Below are 16,816 nucleotides of genomic sequence, written 5' to 3'. Positions count from 1 at the left end.
CGAAGGGGCTGGATCTCCCCTAGCCCGGCCGGGATAGTGGGCCGGGGACCCGAAAGCGCGACCGCAGAGGGGGCTGGCGTGGACGCGGGCACGACGGCGGGCCTACGGATCGCGGCGTCGGTCATGGTGCCGCTGGTGAAGCGCCTCCTGCTGCCGAAGGGCGGCCCCGGCGCGGAGTTCGGCGAGCAGCCGGTGCGGCTCGGCCGGCTGCTCTCGTTCACCGGCGAGCGCCGCACCCTCAGCGAGGCCGACCTCTACCAGCTCGCGCGGGAGCTGGTGCGCCGCGCGGTCCGCGCGGCGGGCCCGCACGACCCGCCGATCACCCCCGACGAGCAGAACGCCGTGGGCTACGCCCTCGGCCACACCCTGCGCGCGCTCGGTGACCTCGACATGGACGACGTCCAGGCCTTCGGCCTGGGCCCGCGGCGGCTCGCCGAGGCCCTGGTGCGGGCCAGCGCCCCGGAGACCCGGGCCCTGCTCAGCGCGGACGCCGCGCACCTGCACGACCGGCTGCTGGTCACCGCCTGCCTGCACCTGATCCACCAGTTCAGCAAGCGCCCGGGCTTCGCGGCCCGCACCCAGGTCGAGCTGCGCCGCGCCCTGAGCGAGCAGCAGGAACAGCTGCGGCTGCTCCTGGAGCGGCTGCCCGCCACCACCGTGGAGGACACCGGCTTCGAGCGGGCCTACGCCCACTACGTCGTCGGCCAGCACAGCACCCTGACCATCCACGGCGTGGACCTGCCCGACGCGCGGAGCCAGGCCTGGCCCCTGGAGACGGCCTATCTGAGCCTGGAGGCGGTGCCCGCGCGCGACCCGGCCGAGCCGGTGCCCGGGTCCGGCAACGGCTACGCCGACGGCGACCCCGGCGGCGCCGACCCCGATTCCGAGCGCGCCACGGGCCCGGTCGAGACCGCGCTCGCCGGGCACGACCGGGTCCTGCTGCGCGGCGTCGCGGGCACCGGCAAGACGACCCTGGTGCAGTGGCTGGCCCTCACCACCGCCCGGCAGGACGCGGTGCCCGGACACCTGCCCCAGCTCCTCGGCCGCGTGCCGTTCGTGCTGCCGCTGCGCACCCTTGCCCGCGAGGACGCCGAACTGCCCCTGCCCGACGGCTTCCTCCGCTGGATCGGCTGCCCCCTCGCGGGCAGCGAGCCCGCGGGCTGGGCGGTGCGGGTCCTCCAGGCCGGGCGCGGCGTGCTCCTGATCGACGGCGTGGACGAGATCCCGGAGGCGGAGCGCCCCCGCGCGCGGGCCTGGCTCGCCAAGCTGCACGCGGCCTTCCCCGGCAACCTGTGGCTCGTCACCACCCGGCCGTCGGCGCTGCCCCGGGACTGGCTGGGCCGCGAGGGGTTCCGCGAGTTCACGCTGACGCCGATGCGGCCCGGTGACGTACGCCGCTTCGTGCGGCGCTGGCACGAGGCGGCGGGCGCCGACGAGGAGCTGGGCGCGACCCTGCTGCGGTCGGTGCGCGCCAGCCCCGAGCTGAGCCACCTCGCCACCAACCCGCTGCTGTGCGCGCTGATCTGCGCGCTGCACCGCGAGCGCAGGGGCTTTCTGCCGCAGGGGCGGGTGGCGCTGTACGAGGCGGCGCTCTCGATGCTCCTGGAGCGCCGCGACCGCGAGCGCGACCTGTACGGCAGGCTCCCGCCGAAGCTGGACGAGAAGTCCGCGACGGAGCCGCTGAAGCGGTTCGCGTACTGGCTGATCCGCAACGAGCGCACCCGGCTTGAGCGGGAGACCGCCGTCGACCTGCTGGACAAGCTGCGCCCCTCGGTGCCGCAGCTGGCCCGGGCCGGGAGCGCGGAGGACGTGCTGCGGCTGCTCCTCGACCGCTCGGGCCTGCTGCGCGAACCGGCCGACGGCGCGGTGGATTTCATCCACCGCACCTTCCAGGACTTCCTCGGCGCGAAGGCCGCCCTGGAGGAGCACGACATCGGGGCGCTCGTCGCGCACGCGCACCTGGACCCCTGGGAGGACGTCGTGCAGATGGCCGTCGCCCAGGCCAGGCCCGACGAGCGCGCCGAGCTGCTGACGCGCCTGACCGGCCGGGCCGACCGCGAGGAGGACGACGGGGTGCGCACCCGTCTGCGCCTCCTCGCCCTCGCCTCGCTCGGCCAGGCCACGCGGCTCGACCCCGACGTCCGCGCCGCCGTGGAGGAGCGGGCCGCGCAGCTGCTTCCGCCGCGCGGCATGCGGGAGGCGCGGGCGCTCGCCGAGACGGGCACGCTGCTGCTCGGCCTGCTGCCCGCCGCCGGCACGCTGAGCGGCGACGCCGAGGTGACGACCGTGCACGCCATCTGCCGTATCGGCGGCGACGCGGCGCTCGCCCGGCTCCGCGAGTTCCTGGCCAGCCCGCAGCCCGCGGTCCGCGCCCAGCTGCTCGCCCACTGGGACCGCTTCGACACCGAAGCCTACGCCGAGGAGATCGTGCGCCCGCTGCTCGCCGCCGGGGCCGCCGAAGTCGTCACCGTGCGCTCGCCCGCCGAGCTGAAAGCGCTGAGCGCCCTGTCGGGGTACGAACACGTCGCGCTCCAGGGCGACTTCAGCGAGCAGGACATTCTGGGCGCGCTCGCCCCCGGCGCCCTGCGTGAGCTGCGCCTGCGCGGCAATCTGCGGCTCACGGGCCTCGACTTCCTCGCCGCCTTCCCCGCCCTTGAGGCCCTCGCGCTGCACGGCTGCCGGGCCGTCAGCGACACCGCGCCGCTGACCCGCCTTCCGCGCCTGCGCCGGCTCACCCTGGCCGACCTGCCCCAACTGGAGCCGCTCGCCCGGCTCTCGGCCTGCCCGTGCCTGGAGGAGCTGCTGCTCGGCGCGGCCGTGCCCTGGCGGGGCCTGCGCGACCTGCCGCGGCCCGGCGCGCTGCGGCTCCTCGCGCTGCCCCCGGACGCGGTGGAGCTGGCCGACGTCACCGGCCTGACCGAGCTGCGCGAGCTGCGCCTGCACAACGCGAGTGACCGGCTCCGGCCCGACGACTGGGACGCGCTCCTCGCGCGGCTCCCCGCGCTGCGCTCGCTGCGCCTGTCGCACGAGCAGCTGAGCATCATGCTGTTCCCGCCCGGCGCGCGCATCCCGCAGCTGACGCGCCTGGAGGTGCGGGCGCGCCCGGGCGCCGCGGTGTCACTGCGGCGGATCGCCCGCCGCCTCCCGGGACTTGAGGAGCTGCATCTGACGCTCTTCGACACCGTGGACCTGGCGCACCTGGCAGGGCTGCGCGCGCTGCGCCGGGTGCGGCTCGACTACCCGGGCGAGGTGACCGGGGAACCGCCCGCCGGAGTGGAGCTGACGCTGCGGCCGCGCTCCTGAGGGGAGGCGCGCTCCGGAGCCGCCCCGGCCGGGCAGCCCCGCGCGGCCGTCACCCGGGTGTGCCCCGCCGTCACCGCCCGTATACCGCGCGATCGGGGCAATCCACCGTAATATGCCCGATCCCCTGCTCCGAAAGCCCTGGCCAGGGAAGTGTGGGGGGTGTAACTTCTTTGGCCTTCGCGGCAGTTGACACCGGGTGGTTGACACCGGCAAGGAGGGTTCGGCCGGCCCCGGCGGGAGGCGGCGGACGGCATCGGCAGGCAGCGACGGACAGGAGCGGTTTCCGGCGAGATGCACAGATCCGAAACGCCTCGGCTGTACGCACGCGACCCGCTCCTGCACCACCTCGTCCCGCGGCTCACCGGCCTCGCCTACGCCGAACGCGCCCGCGTGCCCTGGGAGTACGACAAGGACCTGCCGGTGGTGCTGCTCACCGGGCGGCACGGCATGGGCCGCACCGCCGTCCTCGCGGCGCTCGAACGGCACTATGCGGGGCGCCTTCCGCTCGCCCGCGTCGACACCGCGGCGCAGGACCTCGTCGTGGAGCTGCTCGCGGAGCTGGTGTGCTCCCTCGCCCCCGACGTGAGCCGCCGCTTCCCGCTGCTGCTTCCGGGCCTCGTCGCCGTCTACGGCGGGTACGCGCAGAGCCGTGCGGAGCGGGCCCGCGCCACCGCGCGCGTCGCCCGGCTGCTGCTCGCCTGCCGGCTGGAGTCGGGGCCGGAGCCTGCGGTGGCGCAGGCGTGGGAGAGGCGGGTGGGGGCGCGGCTGCCCGGGGCGGGCGCGGGATCCGGGGCGGGCGCGGGGCCCGGAGCAGGCGCGGGATCCGGGGCGGGCGCGGGGCCCGGAGCAGGCACGGGGCCCGCGGCGGGCGCGGGCGGGGGCCTCCGCGCCGTTGTGCACGCCGCGCTCGCCGAGTACTTCGAGCGGTACACCCGCGCCCGCGGCACCGCCCCCCTGCGCCAGTGGTACCAGGACCGGTACGCCGAGACGCGTGAGAGCCCCGGCACGGCCCCCGAAGGAACCGGAGGGCAGGCCGACGGGCCCGGTGGCCTCGACGGGCTCGTCCGCCTCGCCGACTGGTTCCACCGGGGCGGCGACTACCGGCGCGCCGCCGAGCAGACCCTCGTCCACGCCTTCCTCGAGGACGTCGCCGCGGCCCGCACCCGGTGGCAGCGCCTGAACCGCGACCCGCGCCCGCTGGCCCTGCTCGACAACACGCACTCCCCCGCCGGGGCACGCCTGCTCGACCTCGTCCTGGAGTACCGCGCCCGGCCCGGCCGCGACCGCCACGATCCGCTCGTGGTCGTCGCCACCCGCCTCGGCGACGCGCCCCCGGACACCGGCGAGGCCCTCCACCGCGAACTGCCCGACCTGGTGACCACCACGGGCTGGCGGCGCACGGGGCACGCGCCGTCCGCGGGCCTGGTCGTGGTGCCGCTCACGCCGCTCAGCCGCGACGACGTCCTGCTGATGCTGGACGCCGCGGCCGTCCCCCCGCACCCGTACCTGGCGTCCGCCCTGCACACCTTGACCGGCGGGCACCCGCTGGCCGCCCGGGTGCTGTGCGACGCCGTCCTGGAGCACGCCTCGCGCGCGGGGCCCGCCACGCCCCCGCTCGCCCCGCGCGCGCTGCTCGACCTGACCACCGGCGACGGCCGCCCGGTCAGCGAGGCGATCCTGGAGCGCCTGCTCCCGTCACCGCACCAGCGCGCCCGGCTCGTACCGCTCTCCCTTGCCCGCGACAGCACGGCCGCGCAGGCCCTGGCCGCGCATCTGCGCCTGGAGGGCCCCGAGCAACTGCCCGCGAACGCCGCCGCGGACTACCTGGAGGCCGAGCACTGGCAGCGGGACACGCCGCAGGACCGGCCGCTCGCCGCCGATCCGCTGCTGCACACGCTGCTCGTGCACGAGGCCCGGCGCACCTCGCAGGGCACCGACTCGCGCCGCGGCTGGCAGGAGATGCACGGCTTCCTGCGCCGCCACCACACCACGCGCGGCGAGGACAGCGAAGCCGACGCGCTGCGGCACACGCTCGCCGCGGGGGACGCGAAGACGGTGGTGGCCGCGCTCTCCGAGGAGTTCCAGTCCGAGCAGGACCGGCCCAGCGCGCTGCGCTGGCTGACCTGTCTGCGGTACGCGGCGACGGCACCGGCGCCGCCCGCGGCCGACTGGGACGACGAGCGGGCCGCGACGGCCGCGGGCGCGCACGACGACCGCTACCGCGACATAGACGAGATCGACCGCTGCGTCAACAGGCTGCTGCACGGCCTGTGGTACCTGTCCGACGCGACGGCGGAGCCGGAAGCCGACCTGTGCGACGACATCGGGGTCGAGCTGGCGTTCCTCTCGCTGCGCCATCAGACGTGGCGCGCCGTGCTCGGCCAGGCCGCGCGGACCTGGCCGGCCGCCGCCCGCGACAAGCGCCCCCTGCCGCTGCCGGAACTGTGAGGAAGCATGCGCCTGAGCCGCCGCCGCAACGGGTTCGGCCCCCTCGACAAGATCGTCGCGATCCTGGTGCCGCTGGCCCTGATCGCCGGCGGAGTGGTCGTCTACCTGCTCCTGCGCCCCGAGGCCTGCCCGGGCGGCCTGGCCGAGCACGGCGGGGAGTGCGTGGGCGTCACGGCGGGCGCGTTCGACGGCGACGAGGACCTCGACGGGCTCATCCGGGCCGTCGCCGACGAGAACGCCCGCGTCGAGCGCGCCTGGGAGGACCCGGAGCAGGGGCAGGCCCCCATGCCGTACGGAAGGATCGCGCTGATGATGCCGTTCACGTCGGACGACGCGAGCGCCATGACGGCGGCGATGATCCGCCGCGCCCTCGCGGGCGCGCACGCCGCCCAGCTGCGGGCCAACAGCGGCAGCGGGCCGCACTACCAGCTCCTGATGGCCCCCGACGGCAAGGACCTGGACCAGTGGCGGCCCGTCGTGGACGATCTGGCCGGCCTGGTGGACGAGCGGCGCGCGCCGCTCGTCGGCGTGATGGGCCTGCCGAGCAGCACGCCCGAGACCCGGGACGCGATGAAGGCGCTGAGCGAGCGGCGCATCGCGACCGTGGGCCCGGTCATCACCTCCGCCGACATGAACGCCTCGTACTTCTTCAAGACCTCACCGAACAACAGCATGTTCGTGGACGCGCTCGGTCACTATCTGAAGAAGAACCGGGGCGCCGGGAAAGGGTTCCTTGTATACGACAGCCGTCCGGACGACGTGTACTCCCGCAATCTCCACCGGCTGTTGCAGAAGAAATTCGGCAAGGAGTACGGGCTGCGCCGGCGCTCGGCCTCCTACCTCGGCTCGACCGGGCCCGCAGCCGGCATCCCGCAGCGATTCCAGTCCGCCGCGCAGAAGATCTGCCTGACCGAATCCGACACGGTGTTCTTCGCGGGCCGCGACCAGGACCTGCCCGCTCTGGTGAAACGCCTGTCACAGGAGCCCTCTTGCGACCGCCGCAGCCCCGTGCGCATCCTGAAAGTGGGCATCGGTCTGGAGCCGACGCTCACCACGGATGAACTCACCGGGATGCTGCGGGAAACGAGGACACGGATCGTCGCGGCGTCCTCGGTCACGCCCGCCTGGTGGACACCGCGCGGGCTGCCCGCCGAGGGCGCCCCCGCGGGCCTCGCCGGCTTCCTGCGGGTCTTCAACGACCTCGACGAGCGCTACGACATCGGCGAGAAGCCCCTCGACGACGGCTACGCGATCATGTACCACGACGCGTTCACCCTGCTGTCCAACGCGTACGACAGGTCGTACTCCGAAGCAAACGACAAGGCCGGCGGCGGCGACGGAACGCCCGCGCCGACCCGTACGCCCACGAAGGACGACGTATACAACACCCTCATCAACGCGGGCATCGTCGAGCGGGACGGACGCCTGCTGTGTGTCAACTGCCTTCAGGGAGCGGCGGGCACGTACGCCTTCGAGCAGTCGCCGGAGACGCGCCAGTGGCCGATCTGCAAGCCCATACCGGTGATCGAGTACCCGGCGCAAGGGCGCGGCGGCCCGGGGAAGGCGTACCGGACTTTCGAGGACACGTTCGCCTCCCCCTGCCCCTGAAGTTGACCGCTCATCCACCGCGCTTAGGCCCGCCTAAGTGACATCGCCTCACCAGCCCTTCCGTCATTGGCACATGACACGAACAAGTGCTTGGCACATTTGGCCGGAATCGATGGCGCGGTAGATGTTTACTCAACTTCCTGGTTGTCTAGACCCATTGACACTTCTGGAAGCGCTCTCCTACCGTCACCAAGGTCGCTCGGACAACGCTAAACACCGCCAAAAGCGCGTGGAGGGGTTCGTGAACAGCACTGAAGGTGCCCGCGATATCAAAATGGCCGCGCCCCGGAACGGCGAAGGCCTCCCCGAGGTCAGCCTCGATCAAGCACACTCCCCACAAAAGGTCCTGGCCCACCGCGATCTGCTGCGTCGATTCGTGGCGGACGAGGAGATCAAACCGGTCCACATGCGGATCGGCATCATGGGCGCCTGCAATATGCGTTGCAATTTCTGCAACTTCCACTCGCCGAACGAGGAGCAGTTCTACGACCTGTTCTCGTTCAAGGACTCCATCACCACCGACAAGGCGATCAACCTGCTCAAGGAGTTCGCCGAGAACGACGGCCGTGCCGTGACCTTCTGCGGCAGCGGCGAGTGCACCATCCACCCGGGCTACGCGGACATCTGCAACGCCGGGCACGAGGTGGGCCTGCACATCGGCCTGATCACCAACGGCTCCCGGCTCGGCCGCCCGAAGGTCGCCGACACCGTCATCAACACCCACACCTGGGTGCGGGTCGGCATGAACGCGGGCACGGAGGCCACGTTCAACGACATCACGCGCGACCGCGAGCAGACGTTCTCGAAGTTCATCGACAACATCGGCCATCTGCGCCAGAACGCCGTCGCGCCGGACTTCCGCATCGGCTTCAACTACGTGATCACGATGCAGAACTACCGCGAGATCCTGTCCGCGGCCCGCATCGCCCACGAGTCCGGCGCGCACTACGTCCGCTTCGAGCCCGAGTTCTACAGCGCGATGGGGCACGAGACCATCGAGACCGTCATGGCGGAGATCTCGGACTCCCTCGTCGCGGCCGCCGCCCTGTCCACGGACTCCTTCGAGGTGTCGGTGCCCAAGCTCGACCGGGGCCCGATGGACCAGGTCGAGGAGGTCGAGGGCGACTTCGAGCGCTGCCACTACAGCCGCTTCGTGACCGCCGTCGGCGCCGACGGCCATCTGTACCCCTGCCCGCAGGTGCACCTCAACAGCCGCTACCGCATCGGCGACGTCGTCGACCTCGGCTACCCGACGGTCCTCGAAGGCGGTCCGCGCGCGGAGTGGGAGGCCTCCAACCCGCGCCGCACCGACCTGTGCAAGTCCTGCTTCTACCGGCCGCAGAACGAGCTGCTCGAACTGCTCAAGCGCGGCCAGATCAAGCTGGACGAGGCCCTTGACGCGTACGCGGTCGAGGTGCCCGAGACCCTGCACGCCGACTTCGTCTGAGCCGCCCTCCGCCACCCCACCCGACCCGCCCGCCCTCGGCCGGGCGGGTCGGGCCGGCCCCTCGGTCCGGGAAGGGGCGCCCGCGCGAGGAGCGCGCCGACGGACGCAGCCGAACGCCCCGCGACGGCCCACCACCCGCACCCACAGGAGCGAACGAGACCCGCATGCAGACCACCCACCTGCGCCACCTGCTCGCCACCGGGCCGGCCCTGCGCTTCGCCCCGCCCCACACCCCCTGGTCCCGCGAACTCCGCGCCGTCGTGCAGCGCCTCGCCCGCGTCGAGCGGACGCCCCTGACCACGACCACCACCGCCACGACCACCGCGGACGGCCTGCGCCGCGAGCGGCTGGCCTTCGCCTCCCCCCTGCGCGGCACCTTCCACGGCACCGTCACCGCCCCCGCGGACGTCACACCGCCCCTCCCCGCGGTCCTCGTCCTCGGCGGAAAGAACGCTCGTATGGAACAGCTCACCGGCGAGACGCCCCCGGACTTTCCCGACCGGAACGTCGCCGAGCACCTCGCCCGCGCCGGGTTCGTCACGCTGTCCTTCGAGCACGGCATCGGCGGTGGCCTCGACGAGGAGCGCCGCGCGGGGCGGGACGAGGGCGCCCTGCTCGCGCACGCCTTCGCGCTCACGGGCCGCTCCCTCCTCGGCGCGCTCGTCGGCGACGCGCTCGGCGCCCTGGACGTCCTCGCCGGGCATCCGTGGGCCGACCCCGGCCGCGTCGGGCTGTTCGGGCACAGCCTGGGCGCGGCGGTCGCGCTGCACTCCGCGCTGCTCGCGCCCCGGCACCTGCCGGTGTGCGCGGCGAGCCATCTGGGCAGCTACCCGGCCCTGTTCGCCCGCCTGCTCACCGGCTACGAAGGCGCCGTCCTGCCGGGCATCCTGGAGTACGCCGACCTGGCCGACCTCTACGGCGCGCTCGCCCCGGCCCCGCTCCAGCTCCAGTACGGCACGGCCGACTCCTACCTGGAACCGGCGGACGCGCGCGCCGCGGCCGACGCCGTGCGCCGCGCCTACGCGTCGGCCGGGGGCGATCTGGAGGTCCACGAACTGGCGATGGGCCACGGCACGCACGTGGGCCACGCCGCCGCCTTCTTCACGCGGATCCTGTCGGGTCCCGCCGCGGCGCCCGCCGACGTCCCCGCGCAGCGCATCCACTTCGACGTCGCCGACCGGCGCGCGGTCCTGGACCGTGTGGACGCGGCGCTCGCCTCGGGCCATCTCACCCAAGGTCCCGAGCTGGCCCGCTTCGAGGAACTCTCGCGGACCTGGACGGGCGCCGAGGGCGTGGCCGTGGCGTCCGGTGCGGCGGCCCTGGAGATCGCCCTGCGGGTCATCGGCGTGGCGGGCCGCACGGTCCTCGTGCCGGTGAACACCTTCTTCGCGACGGCTGCCGCCGCCGTGCGGGCGGGCGCGGCCGTGCGGTTCGTGGACATCGAACTGGACGGCCTCGGCCTGGACCCGGACGCGCTGCGCGCCGCGCTCGACCGCCACCCGGACACGGCGGCGGTCCTGCCCGTCCACATCGGCGGCATCGTGCCGCCGTCCCTGACCGAGGTGCTCGCACTGTGCGCGGAGCGGGGCGTGCCGGTCGTGGAGGACGCGGCGCACGCGCTCGGTGCCACCCTGGACGGCCGGTTCGCGGGTTCCTTCGGCCGGTTCGGGGCGTTCTCCTTCTTCCCCACGAAGGTAGCGGTGAGCGGGGAGGGCGGCCTGGTCACCTGCGCGCGCCCCGGCGCCCCTGACGCCTCCGACGCCTCCGCGCCGGCCGCGACCGACGACGCCGAGCAGGTGCGGCGTTGGCGTGACCACGGCAAGAGCGCGCAGGGCTCCACCCTGCACGACCGGCCCGGCGGCAACTGGCGCATGAGCGAGCTGCACGCCGCCGTCGGCACGGTCGACCTGGAGCGCTTCGGCCGGACCCTGGCGACGCGGCGCGACCTCGCCCTCGGCTACGACGAGCTGCTCGCCGACGTACCCGGCGTGCGGGCGCACGCGGTGCCGTCCGGGGCGCGCAGCAACTACTACAAGTACCTCGCCTACCCCCAGGCCCCCGTCGACCGGCCGCTGCTGAAGAAGCGGCTGCGCGAGCGGCACGGCGTGGCCCTCGCGGGCGAGGTGTACGACCACCTGCTGTGCGACCAGCCCTACTTCGCCGACACCGCGCCGCACGCGGACCCGGAGGGCCCCTACGAGCAGGCGCGCTGGTTCGCCCGCCACCACATCGCCCTGCCCCTGTACCCGACGCTCACCCGGGCCGAGCAGGTACGGGTGGTCGCCGCCCTGCGGGAGGAGCTGTCGTGACCGCCGCCGCGCCGGGCTGCCCTCCCGTGGTCTCCGCCTTCCGCAGGGGCGCGTGGCAGGAGTCGCTGGACACCGCTTCCCTGCCGGGTGCGCCCGCGCGCCGCCTCGCGCTCGTACCGGAGATCGTGGCGCACGCCGACCGCCGCTGGTGGCGGTCGGCCCGGACGGCCCTCGCTCCGCTGGGCGAGCGCCGCGCGCGGCTGCGTGCCGCCCTGGACCTCTTCGCGCACGGCACGGTGACGGTGGGCGGCCTCGGCCCGCAGAGCGCGGCGGCGTTCCGCGCGGCGGTGTGGGAAAGCGCGGGCCTTCCGGGTCCGCTCGTCGAGCGTTGGTGCGCGATGCTGTCCGAGGGTCTGGACGGGCGCGCCGTCCCGGACGCCGACGACGCGCTCGCCTTGGTGGCCCTGCCCGGCAACACCTTCACCTGCCTGGACTCCGTGCTCGACCAGGCCGAGCGCTCGGCGGCGGTGTGGGTGCGGCCGAGCCGCCGCGAGCCGCTGTCGGCGGCCCGCCTCGTCGCGGCCCTGCTCGCGGTGGACTGGCCCGCGGAGCGGATCGGCCTGTACCCGACCGAGCGGCACGGCCTGCACGGCCTGGTGAAGCTCACCGACCGGCACGTCGTGTACGGCGGCGCCGGGCTCGCCGCCTCGATGCGGGACGCGCCCACCCTCACCCTGCACGGGCCGGGGCGCGGCTGCGCCCTGGTGCCCGCGGGGCTGCCGGTCGACGACGCGGTGGCCTGGCTGTTGCCGCTGGTCGCCGCCGACTCCGGGCGGTTCTGCCGCAACGTCCGCACGGTCGTCTGCCTCGACGCCGACCCCGAGCCGGTGGCGAAGGCCCTGGCCGCCGCGCTCGACGCGCTGCACCCGGGGCCCGCGCCGGACCCCGCCGCCCCCGACTGGCCCCTCACCGCGTTCCGCGACCCCGGGGATGCCGAGCGCGCCACCGCTCGCGTCCGCGCCCTGCTGCGCGCCGGGGACCGGCTGCTCACCCGCGAGCCGGCCGTGGTCGAGAGCGCGCGCGGCGACGTCTTCGTACGCCCCCATCTCGTGCTGCTCGACGGCCACTTCACCGCATCCGACGACACGCATCCGCTCGTCGGGCACGAGGTGCCCTTCCCGTTCGCCGCCGTGCTCGGTGCCAGCGCCGACGCCGCCCGCGCGATCGCCGACGACTCCCTCTTCGTCCACCGGCCACCGACCCCGCACTCCTAGGAGGAGGCCCATGACGACCACGGCCCGCGACGGGCACACCCCGCAGGTCACCTTCGCCACCCTGTACGACACGCTGCGTGGGCGTCTGCCCCAGCTCGCCGTGGATCTCGATACGTGGACGCGGCGCATGATGCGCTGGCACTTCTCGCCCGAGACGGGCTCGCCGTTCTGGGTGGCCCGCCTGCCCCGGCTCGGCTTCGACCCGCTCAAGGACGTCGACTGCTTCGCCGCGCTCGAACTCTTCGGCCTGTTCGACAAGGGCGAGCTGCGCGCGGCGAGCGCCCTCGACCTGCGCCCGCGCGGCTACCACGACCGCCCGTTCCGCGTGTTCGAGACGGGCGGCACCACCGGCGCGCCCTGCCGGATCGTGAACGTCACGCGCCTCGCCTACGACGTCGAGGTCTACCGCACGGTCCTTCAGGCACGCGGCGTCGCGGGCGGTGACGTGCTCGCGATGACCCCGAGCGGCCCGCACGCGTACGGGCACTTCGTGGAGGGCCTCGCGGACAGCTGGCACGGCGCCGTGTTCGCCATCGACTTCGACCCGCGCTGGGTGAAGGCGTCGCTGCGCGCGGGCGGCGAGGCCGATGCCTACACCTCCCACCTGGTGGAGCAGACCCTGACCCTGCTCACCGCCGAGCGTCCCGCCCTGCTCTTCACCACCTCGCGGCTGCTCCTCGAACTCGCCATGCGCCTGCCGCGCCCCCTGCACACGTACGGCATCCGCGCGGTGTGCACCGGCGGCACCACGTGCAGCGCGGCCGAGGCCGCCTTCCTGCGCCAGGAGCACCTCGACGGCGTGCAGTGGATCGACACGTACGGCAACACGCTGGCGGGCCACGCGCTCCAGGCCGACGCGGTGCCGGGCGCGCCCAGGCTGCCCGAGGGCACCGGCCACTCGTACCATCTGCCACCCCCCTTCGCGGTCCTCCAGGTCGTCGACCCGCAGGATCCCTGGCGCGAGGTGGCCGAGGGCGAGCGCGGCCGGGTGCGCGTCACCACCCTCCTCGAAGACCTCTTCCTGCCCAATCTCCTCGAACGGGACAGCGCGATCAGGACCGGGCCGCACCCGTGGTTCCCCTGGGACGGCGTGGCCGCGGTCAGGGCCTTCCACGACGGCCTCGCGGGGGCCGACGAAGCCGTGGAGGGCGTGTACTGACGTACTCCGGGCGCGTCTGTCACTGACGGCTCATCACCTCGCCGCCGGTTACGCCGACTTGCCGGCCTCGGCCCTCCGGGTGGCGCCACCTTGAGGGTCAGGGGCCCGCACACCGCCGCTGCCTCTTGCCGACCCTGCCCCAAGGACTCCCTCTGTCGACCCTGGCGTAAGGACTCCCTCGTGAACCTCTCGTCGAACGGCGTACCCATACCCTTTTCCCCCGACTTCTTCGGCCCGCTGCGCGCCACCGGTACGACGCCGCTGCCGGGCCCCGCCGCCCTGCGCGAGCGGCTGCGCGCGGACGGCTATCTGTATCTGCCGGGGTTCCTCGACCCGGAGGAGGTGCTCCGGCTGCGTTCCGCGTACTTCTCGCTGCTTCCGCGCGGCTACCTCGCGCCGGGCACCACACCCCGGCAGGGCGTGTTCTCCGGCCGGGTGCCGCCGGAGCTGCCCGAACACGGCGTGGCCGGGCACCCGGCGCACGCCTTCGTGCGCTCCGAGACCTTCGACCGTTTCCTCGACGACCCCCGGCTCGCCAAGCTGGCCGCCGACCTCCTCGAGGGCGACGCCCGGATGCTGCCGCGCCGCATCCTGCGCCACTTCCACCGGGGCACCCGTCGCGCCTCCCGCGCACACGTCGACTTCGACTACATGGACGAGGGCTCGCCCCGGGTCGTGACGATGTGGATCCCCGTCGGCGACTGTCCGCCGCGCTCGGGCGCGCTCGTGTACCTGGAGGGCTCGCACACGCTCACCCCCGAGGAGTACGAGCCGCTGCGCGACACCACGGACCGGCCGGACGACCGGCGGCAGATCTGCCACGACCTGGAGTTCACCGCACGGACCCTGGGCCGCAGGTGGCTGCACGCGGACTTCGCCGCCGGTGACCTGATGGTGCACCTGCCGAACGTCATCCACGCGTCCCTGGACACGACGACGGAGGCGATGCGGCTCTCCATCGACGCGCGGTTCATCCGGGCGGGCGACACCCCCGACCCACGCTGGCTGCGGCCCTGGTCGGCGGATGACGGCGCCTGAAGAACCCGGCAGGAACGTTCAGGCGGGCCGGGTGGGGTCCGGGCGGCCCGCCGCCACGATGATCTCGTCCACGATCCGGGCGTCCGGCACCGGGCACGCGGGCGGCCGGCCGGCCGCGACCGCCTCGACGAAGTCGGCGATCAGCGGCTGGTGGGGGTTGGCCACCGGCGGCAGCGTCATCTCCCTCGTCCCGTACGGGGTGCGCACGCGGAGGTGACCCGCGTCGAGCGGATCGAGCGTCAGGGACCGGCCCTCGCCCACGACCTCGATCCGGTCCACGGACGGCGCGTCGCCCCACTCCGCGACGACGCGCGCCCGTACGCCGGACGCCCAGGTCAGCTCCACGTCGGCCCGCCGCTCCGCGCCCCGGGGGAAGCGGTCCGTGAGCCGGCCGCGCACGCCGTCCGGGCGGCCGAACAGCATGACGAGCAGGTCGAGCCGGTGGCTGCCCGCGTCCGCGAGCACCCCGCCGCCCGCGACGGCCGGGTCGGTGCGCCAGCGCATCGGGTGGCCGGGGCCCGGGGCGAAGGCGCAGCGGAACCGTACGTCCACGCGCGCGGGTGTCCAGCCGTCCAGTTCCTCGCGCAGGCGGCGTACGGCCGGGGCGAGTCTGCGGTAGTAGGCGACGGCGGCGGTCGGGCCGCCGTCCAGGTCCGCGGTCAGGTCTGGGGCCTGGGCCGTGTCCTGGTCCGCGTCCGGGGCCGCGTCCCGGTGAAGGCCCCCGGCGAGCGGCTTCTCGACGAGCACCGGGCGCCCGGCCGCCAACGCGGCGCGCGCCAGCGGGACATGGCGCACCACGGGTGTGGCGACGTACACCGCCTCGACCTCGTCGCCGAACAGCCCGCGCTCGTCACTGCCGGAGGCCCGTACGCCGTGCCGGGCGGCGAGGTGCGCCGCCCGGTCCGGATCGCGTCCCCACAGATACACGGGTTCCTGGCCGAGCGCCCGCAGGGCGGGCAGCACCCGGCGCTCCACGACGTCGCCGTACCCGGCGACCGCCCACCTCACCGTCCGGCCGCCGTCACGGGACGATGACGACCTTCAGGGTCTCGGGCGGTGGCCCGTCGTACGGGGCACGTTCGGCGTCGGGGTGCAGCGACCTGCTGGCGGACAACTGCTCCATGGCCTTGGGGAGTTCGTCGAGGGCGTACGTATGAGTGTGCAGGTCGGGCAGGCGGAGCCGGTCGGGGTCGCGGTGGACGAGACGTTCGGCGACGGCCAGCGCCTCGGCGCGCGCGGTGTCCACGGGCTCGGCGGAGCTGTGCACGCGCAGGCCCTTGCGCTCCCACGTCACGAGGTCGACGGTGACGTGCGTGTCCACGTGGTGGGTGCCGAGCATGACGACGAGGCCGTTCTGCCGGACCAGGCCGACGCAGGCGTTGAGGGTGGTGGGGGTGCCGACGGCGTCGATCGCGACGTCGTACTCCTCCCCTGCCGCACCCCGGGCGAACTCCTCCTTGAGGGCGGCGAGTCGGGACGCGCTGCCGTCGACGTGGCGCACCGCGTCGGCGCCCGCCCGGGTGGAGCGCTCAAGGCGCCACGGGTCGAGGTCGACGGCGGTGATGTGCGCGGCGCCGCGCCGCGCGGCCATCCGCAGCGCCATCTGGCCGACCGGCCCCTGCCCGATGATGACGACGCGGTCGCCGAGCCCCACCCCGCGCGTGGCGTGCACAGCGAGCGGCAGCAGCTGCAACATCGAGCCCTGCTCGAAGGGCACGGCGTCGGGCAGCGCGCCGACGGCTATCTCCCGCGCGAGGGCGAACTCGGCGTAGCCCGACGTCAGCGGGGTCCGCACGAACACGCGCCGCCCCGGCGCCACGCGGGTGACTCCGGGCCCGACGGCCTCGACGACGCCGGCGATCTCGTGGCCGTAACAGCCCGTCGCGCAGTGCTCCCTGAGGCCGTAGTAGTGGTAGTACGCGAGGTCGCTGCGGTTGCAGACACTGCACGCGCGGACGCGGACGAGCACCTGGCCCGGGCCCGGCTCCGGCACCGGCGCGTCGGTGACCAGCCTGATGTCACGCCGTCCGACAAGTTCGTACCGCCGCAAGGGGTTCCTCCTCAGCTCGGCCTCGTTCGGGCCCGGGGCGGCCCGCCACCGCACGGCGAGAGTCCACTCCCTGGCTCGTACACGAATTCCATCGCGCGAACGCGAGTCGTACAAGGTGGCCTCTGGGGGGTGCTTGGGCCCGGGGGGCCGGGTGCACTTGGGCCGAGGAGGCGGGGCGTGCTTCGGCCAGGGGGCCGGGTGCACTTGGGCCGAGGAGGCGGGGTGCGCTTCAGCCAGCGG

The 16,816-nt window shown here is 74.4% G+C and carries 10 protein-coding genes; 8 read left to right on the top strand and 2 right to left on the bottom strand.

Annotation, left to right across the window (positions count from 1 at the left end):
- The first annotated feature begins 78 nt into the window (after positions 1–78).
- From AC07GB_RS09190 to AC07GB_RS09155, 8 genes are all read left to right on the top strand, one after another.
- Entirely contained in the window at positions 79–3,303 is a 3,225-nt protein-coding gene (locus AC07GB_RS09190; protein ID WP_478843118.1) for an NACHT domain-containing protein, read from the top strand.
- A gap of 291 nt (positions 3,304–3,594) precedes the next feature.
- Complete coding sequence (locus AC07GB_RS09185) at positions 3,595–5,751, top strand: ATP-binding protein (RefSeq protein ID WP_478843116.1); 2,157 nt, start codon at positions 3,595–3,597, stop codon at positions 5,749–5,751.
- A gap of 6 nt (positions 5,752–5,757) precedes the next feature.
- Entirely contained in the window at positions 5,758–7,359 is a 1,602-nt protein-coding gene (locus tag AC07GB_RS09180) for an ABC transporter substrate-binding protein (protein ID WP_478843114.1), read from the top strand.
- A gap of 241 nt (positions 7,360–7,600) precedes the next feature.
- The gene (locus AC07GB_RS09175; protein ID WP_478843112.1) at positions 7,601–8,806 is read left to right on the top strand and encodes a radical SAM protein; all 1,206 of its coding nucleotides are present in this window, start codon (positions 7,601–7,603) and stop codon (positions 8,804–8,806) included.
- Between the two features lie 164 nt (positions 8,807–8,970).
- Positions 8,971–11,115 carry an aminotransferase class I/II-fold pyridoxal phosphate-dependent enzyme gene (locus AC07GB_RS09170; protein WP_478843110.1) on the top strand — a complete coding sequence of 715 codons (2,145 nt, stop codon included), beginning with the start codon at positions 8,971–8,973 and terminating at the stop codon, positions 11,113–11,115.
- Positions 11,112–12,329, top strand: a complete 1,218-nt coding sequence (locus AC07GB_RS09165; RefSeq protein ID WP_478843108.1) for a hypothetical protein — start codon at positions 11,112–11,114, stop codon at positions 12,327–12,329. The genes AC07GB_RS09170 and AC07GB_RS09165 overlap by 4 nt, the downstream gene beginning before the upstream one ends.
- A 10-nt stretch (positions 12,330–12,339) precedes the next feature.
- The gene (locus AC07GB_RS09160) at positions 12,340–13,488 is read left to right on the top strand and encodes an acyl-CoA synthetase family protein (protein WP_478843106.1); all 1,149 of its coding nucleotides are present in this window, start codon (positions 12,340–12,342) and stop codon (positions 13,486–13,488) included.
- A gap of 180 nt (positions 13,489–13,668) precedes the next feature.
- Positions 13,669–14,526 carry a phytanoyl-CoA dioxygenase family protein gene (locus tag AC07GB_RS09155; protein WP_478843104.1) on the top strand — a complete coding sequence of 286 codons (858 nt, stop codon included), beginning with the start codon at positions 13,669–13,671 and terminating at the stop codon, positions 14,524–14,526.
- Positions 14,527–14,544: 18 nt separating this feature from the next.
- On the opposite strand, the gene AC07GB_RS09150 is transcribed toward AC07GB_RS09155, so the two are convergent.
- Together AC07GB_RS09150 and AC07GB_RS09145 are read right to left on the bottom strand one after the other, a co-directional pair.
- Positions 14,545–15,534 (bottom strand): Gfo/Idh/MocA family protein, encoded by a 990-nt coding sequence (locus AC07GB_RS09150; RefSeq protein WP_478843102.1) that lies wholly within the window; start codon positions 15,532–15,534, stop codon positions 14,545–14,547.
- Positions 15,535–15,547: 13 nt separating this feature from the next.
- Positions 15,548–16,576: a zinc-dependent alcohol dehydrogenase gene (locus tag AC07GB_RS09145; RefSeq protein ID WP_478843100.1), complete on the bottom strand. Its 1,029-nt coding sequence runs from the start codon at positions 16,574–16,576 to the stop codon at positions 15,548–15,550.
- Positions 16,577–16,816: the final 240 nt, after the last annotated feature.

The organism is Streptomyces sp. NPDC045778, assembly GCF_056431945.1.
This window is presented reverse-complemented; position numbering and strand designations above follow the sequence as displayed.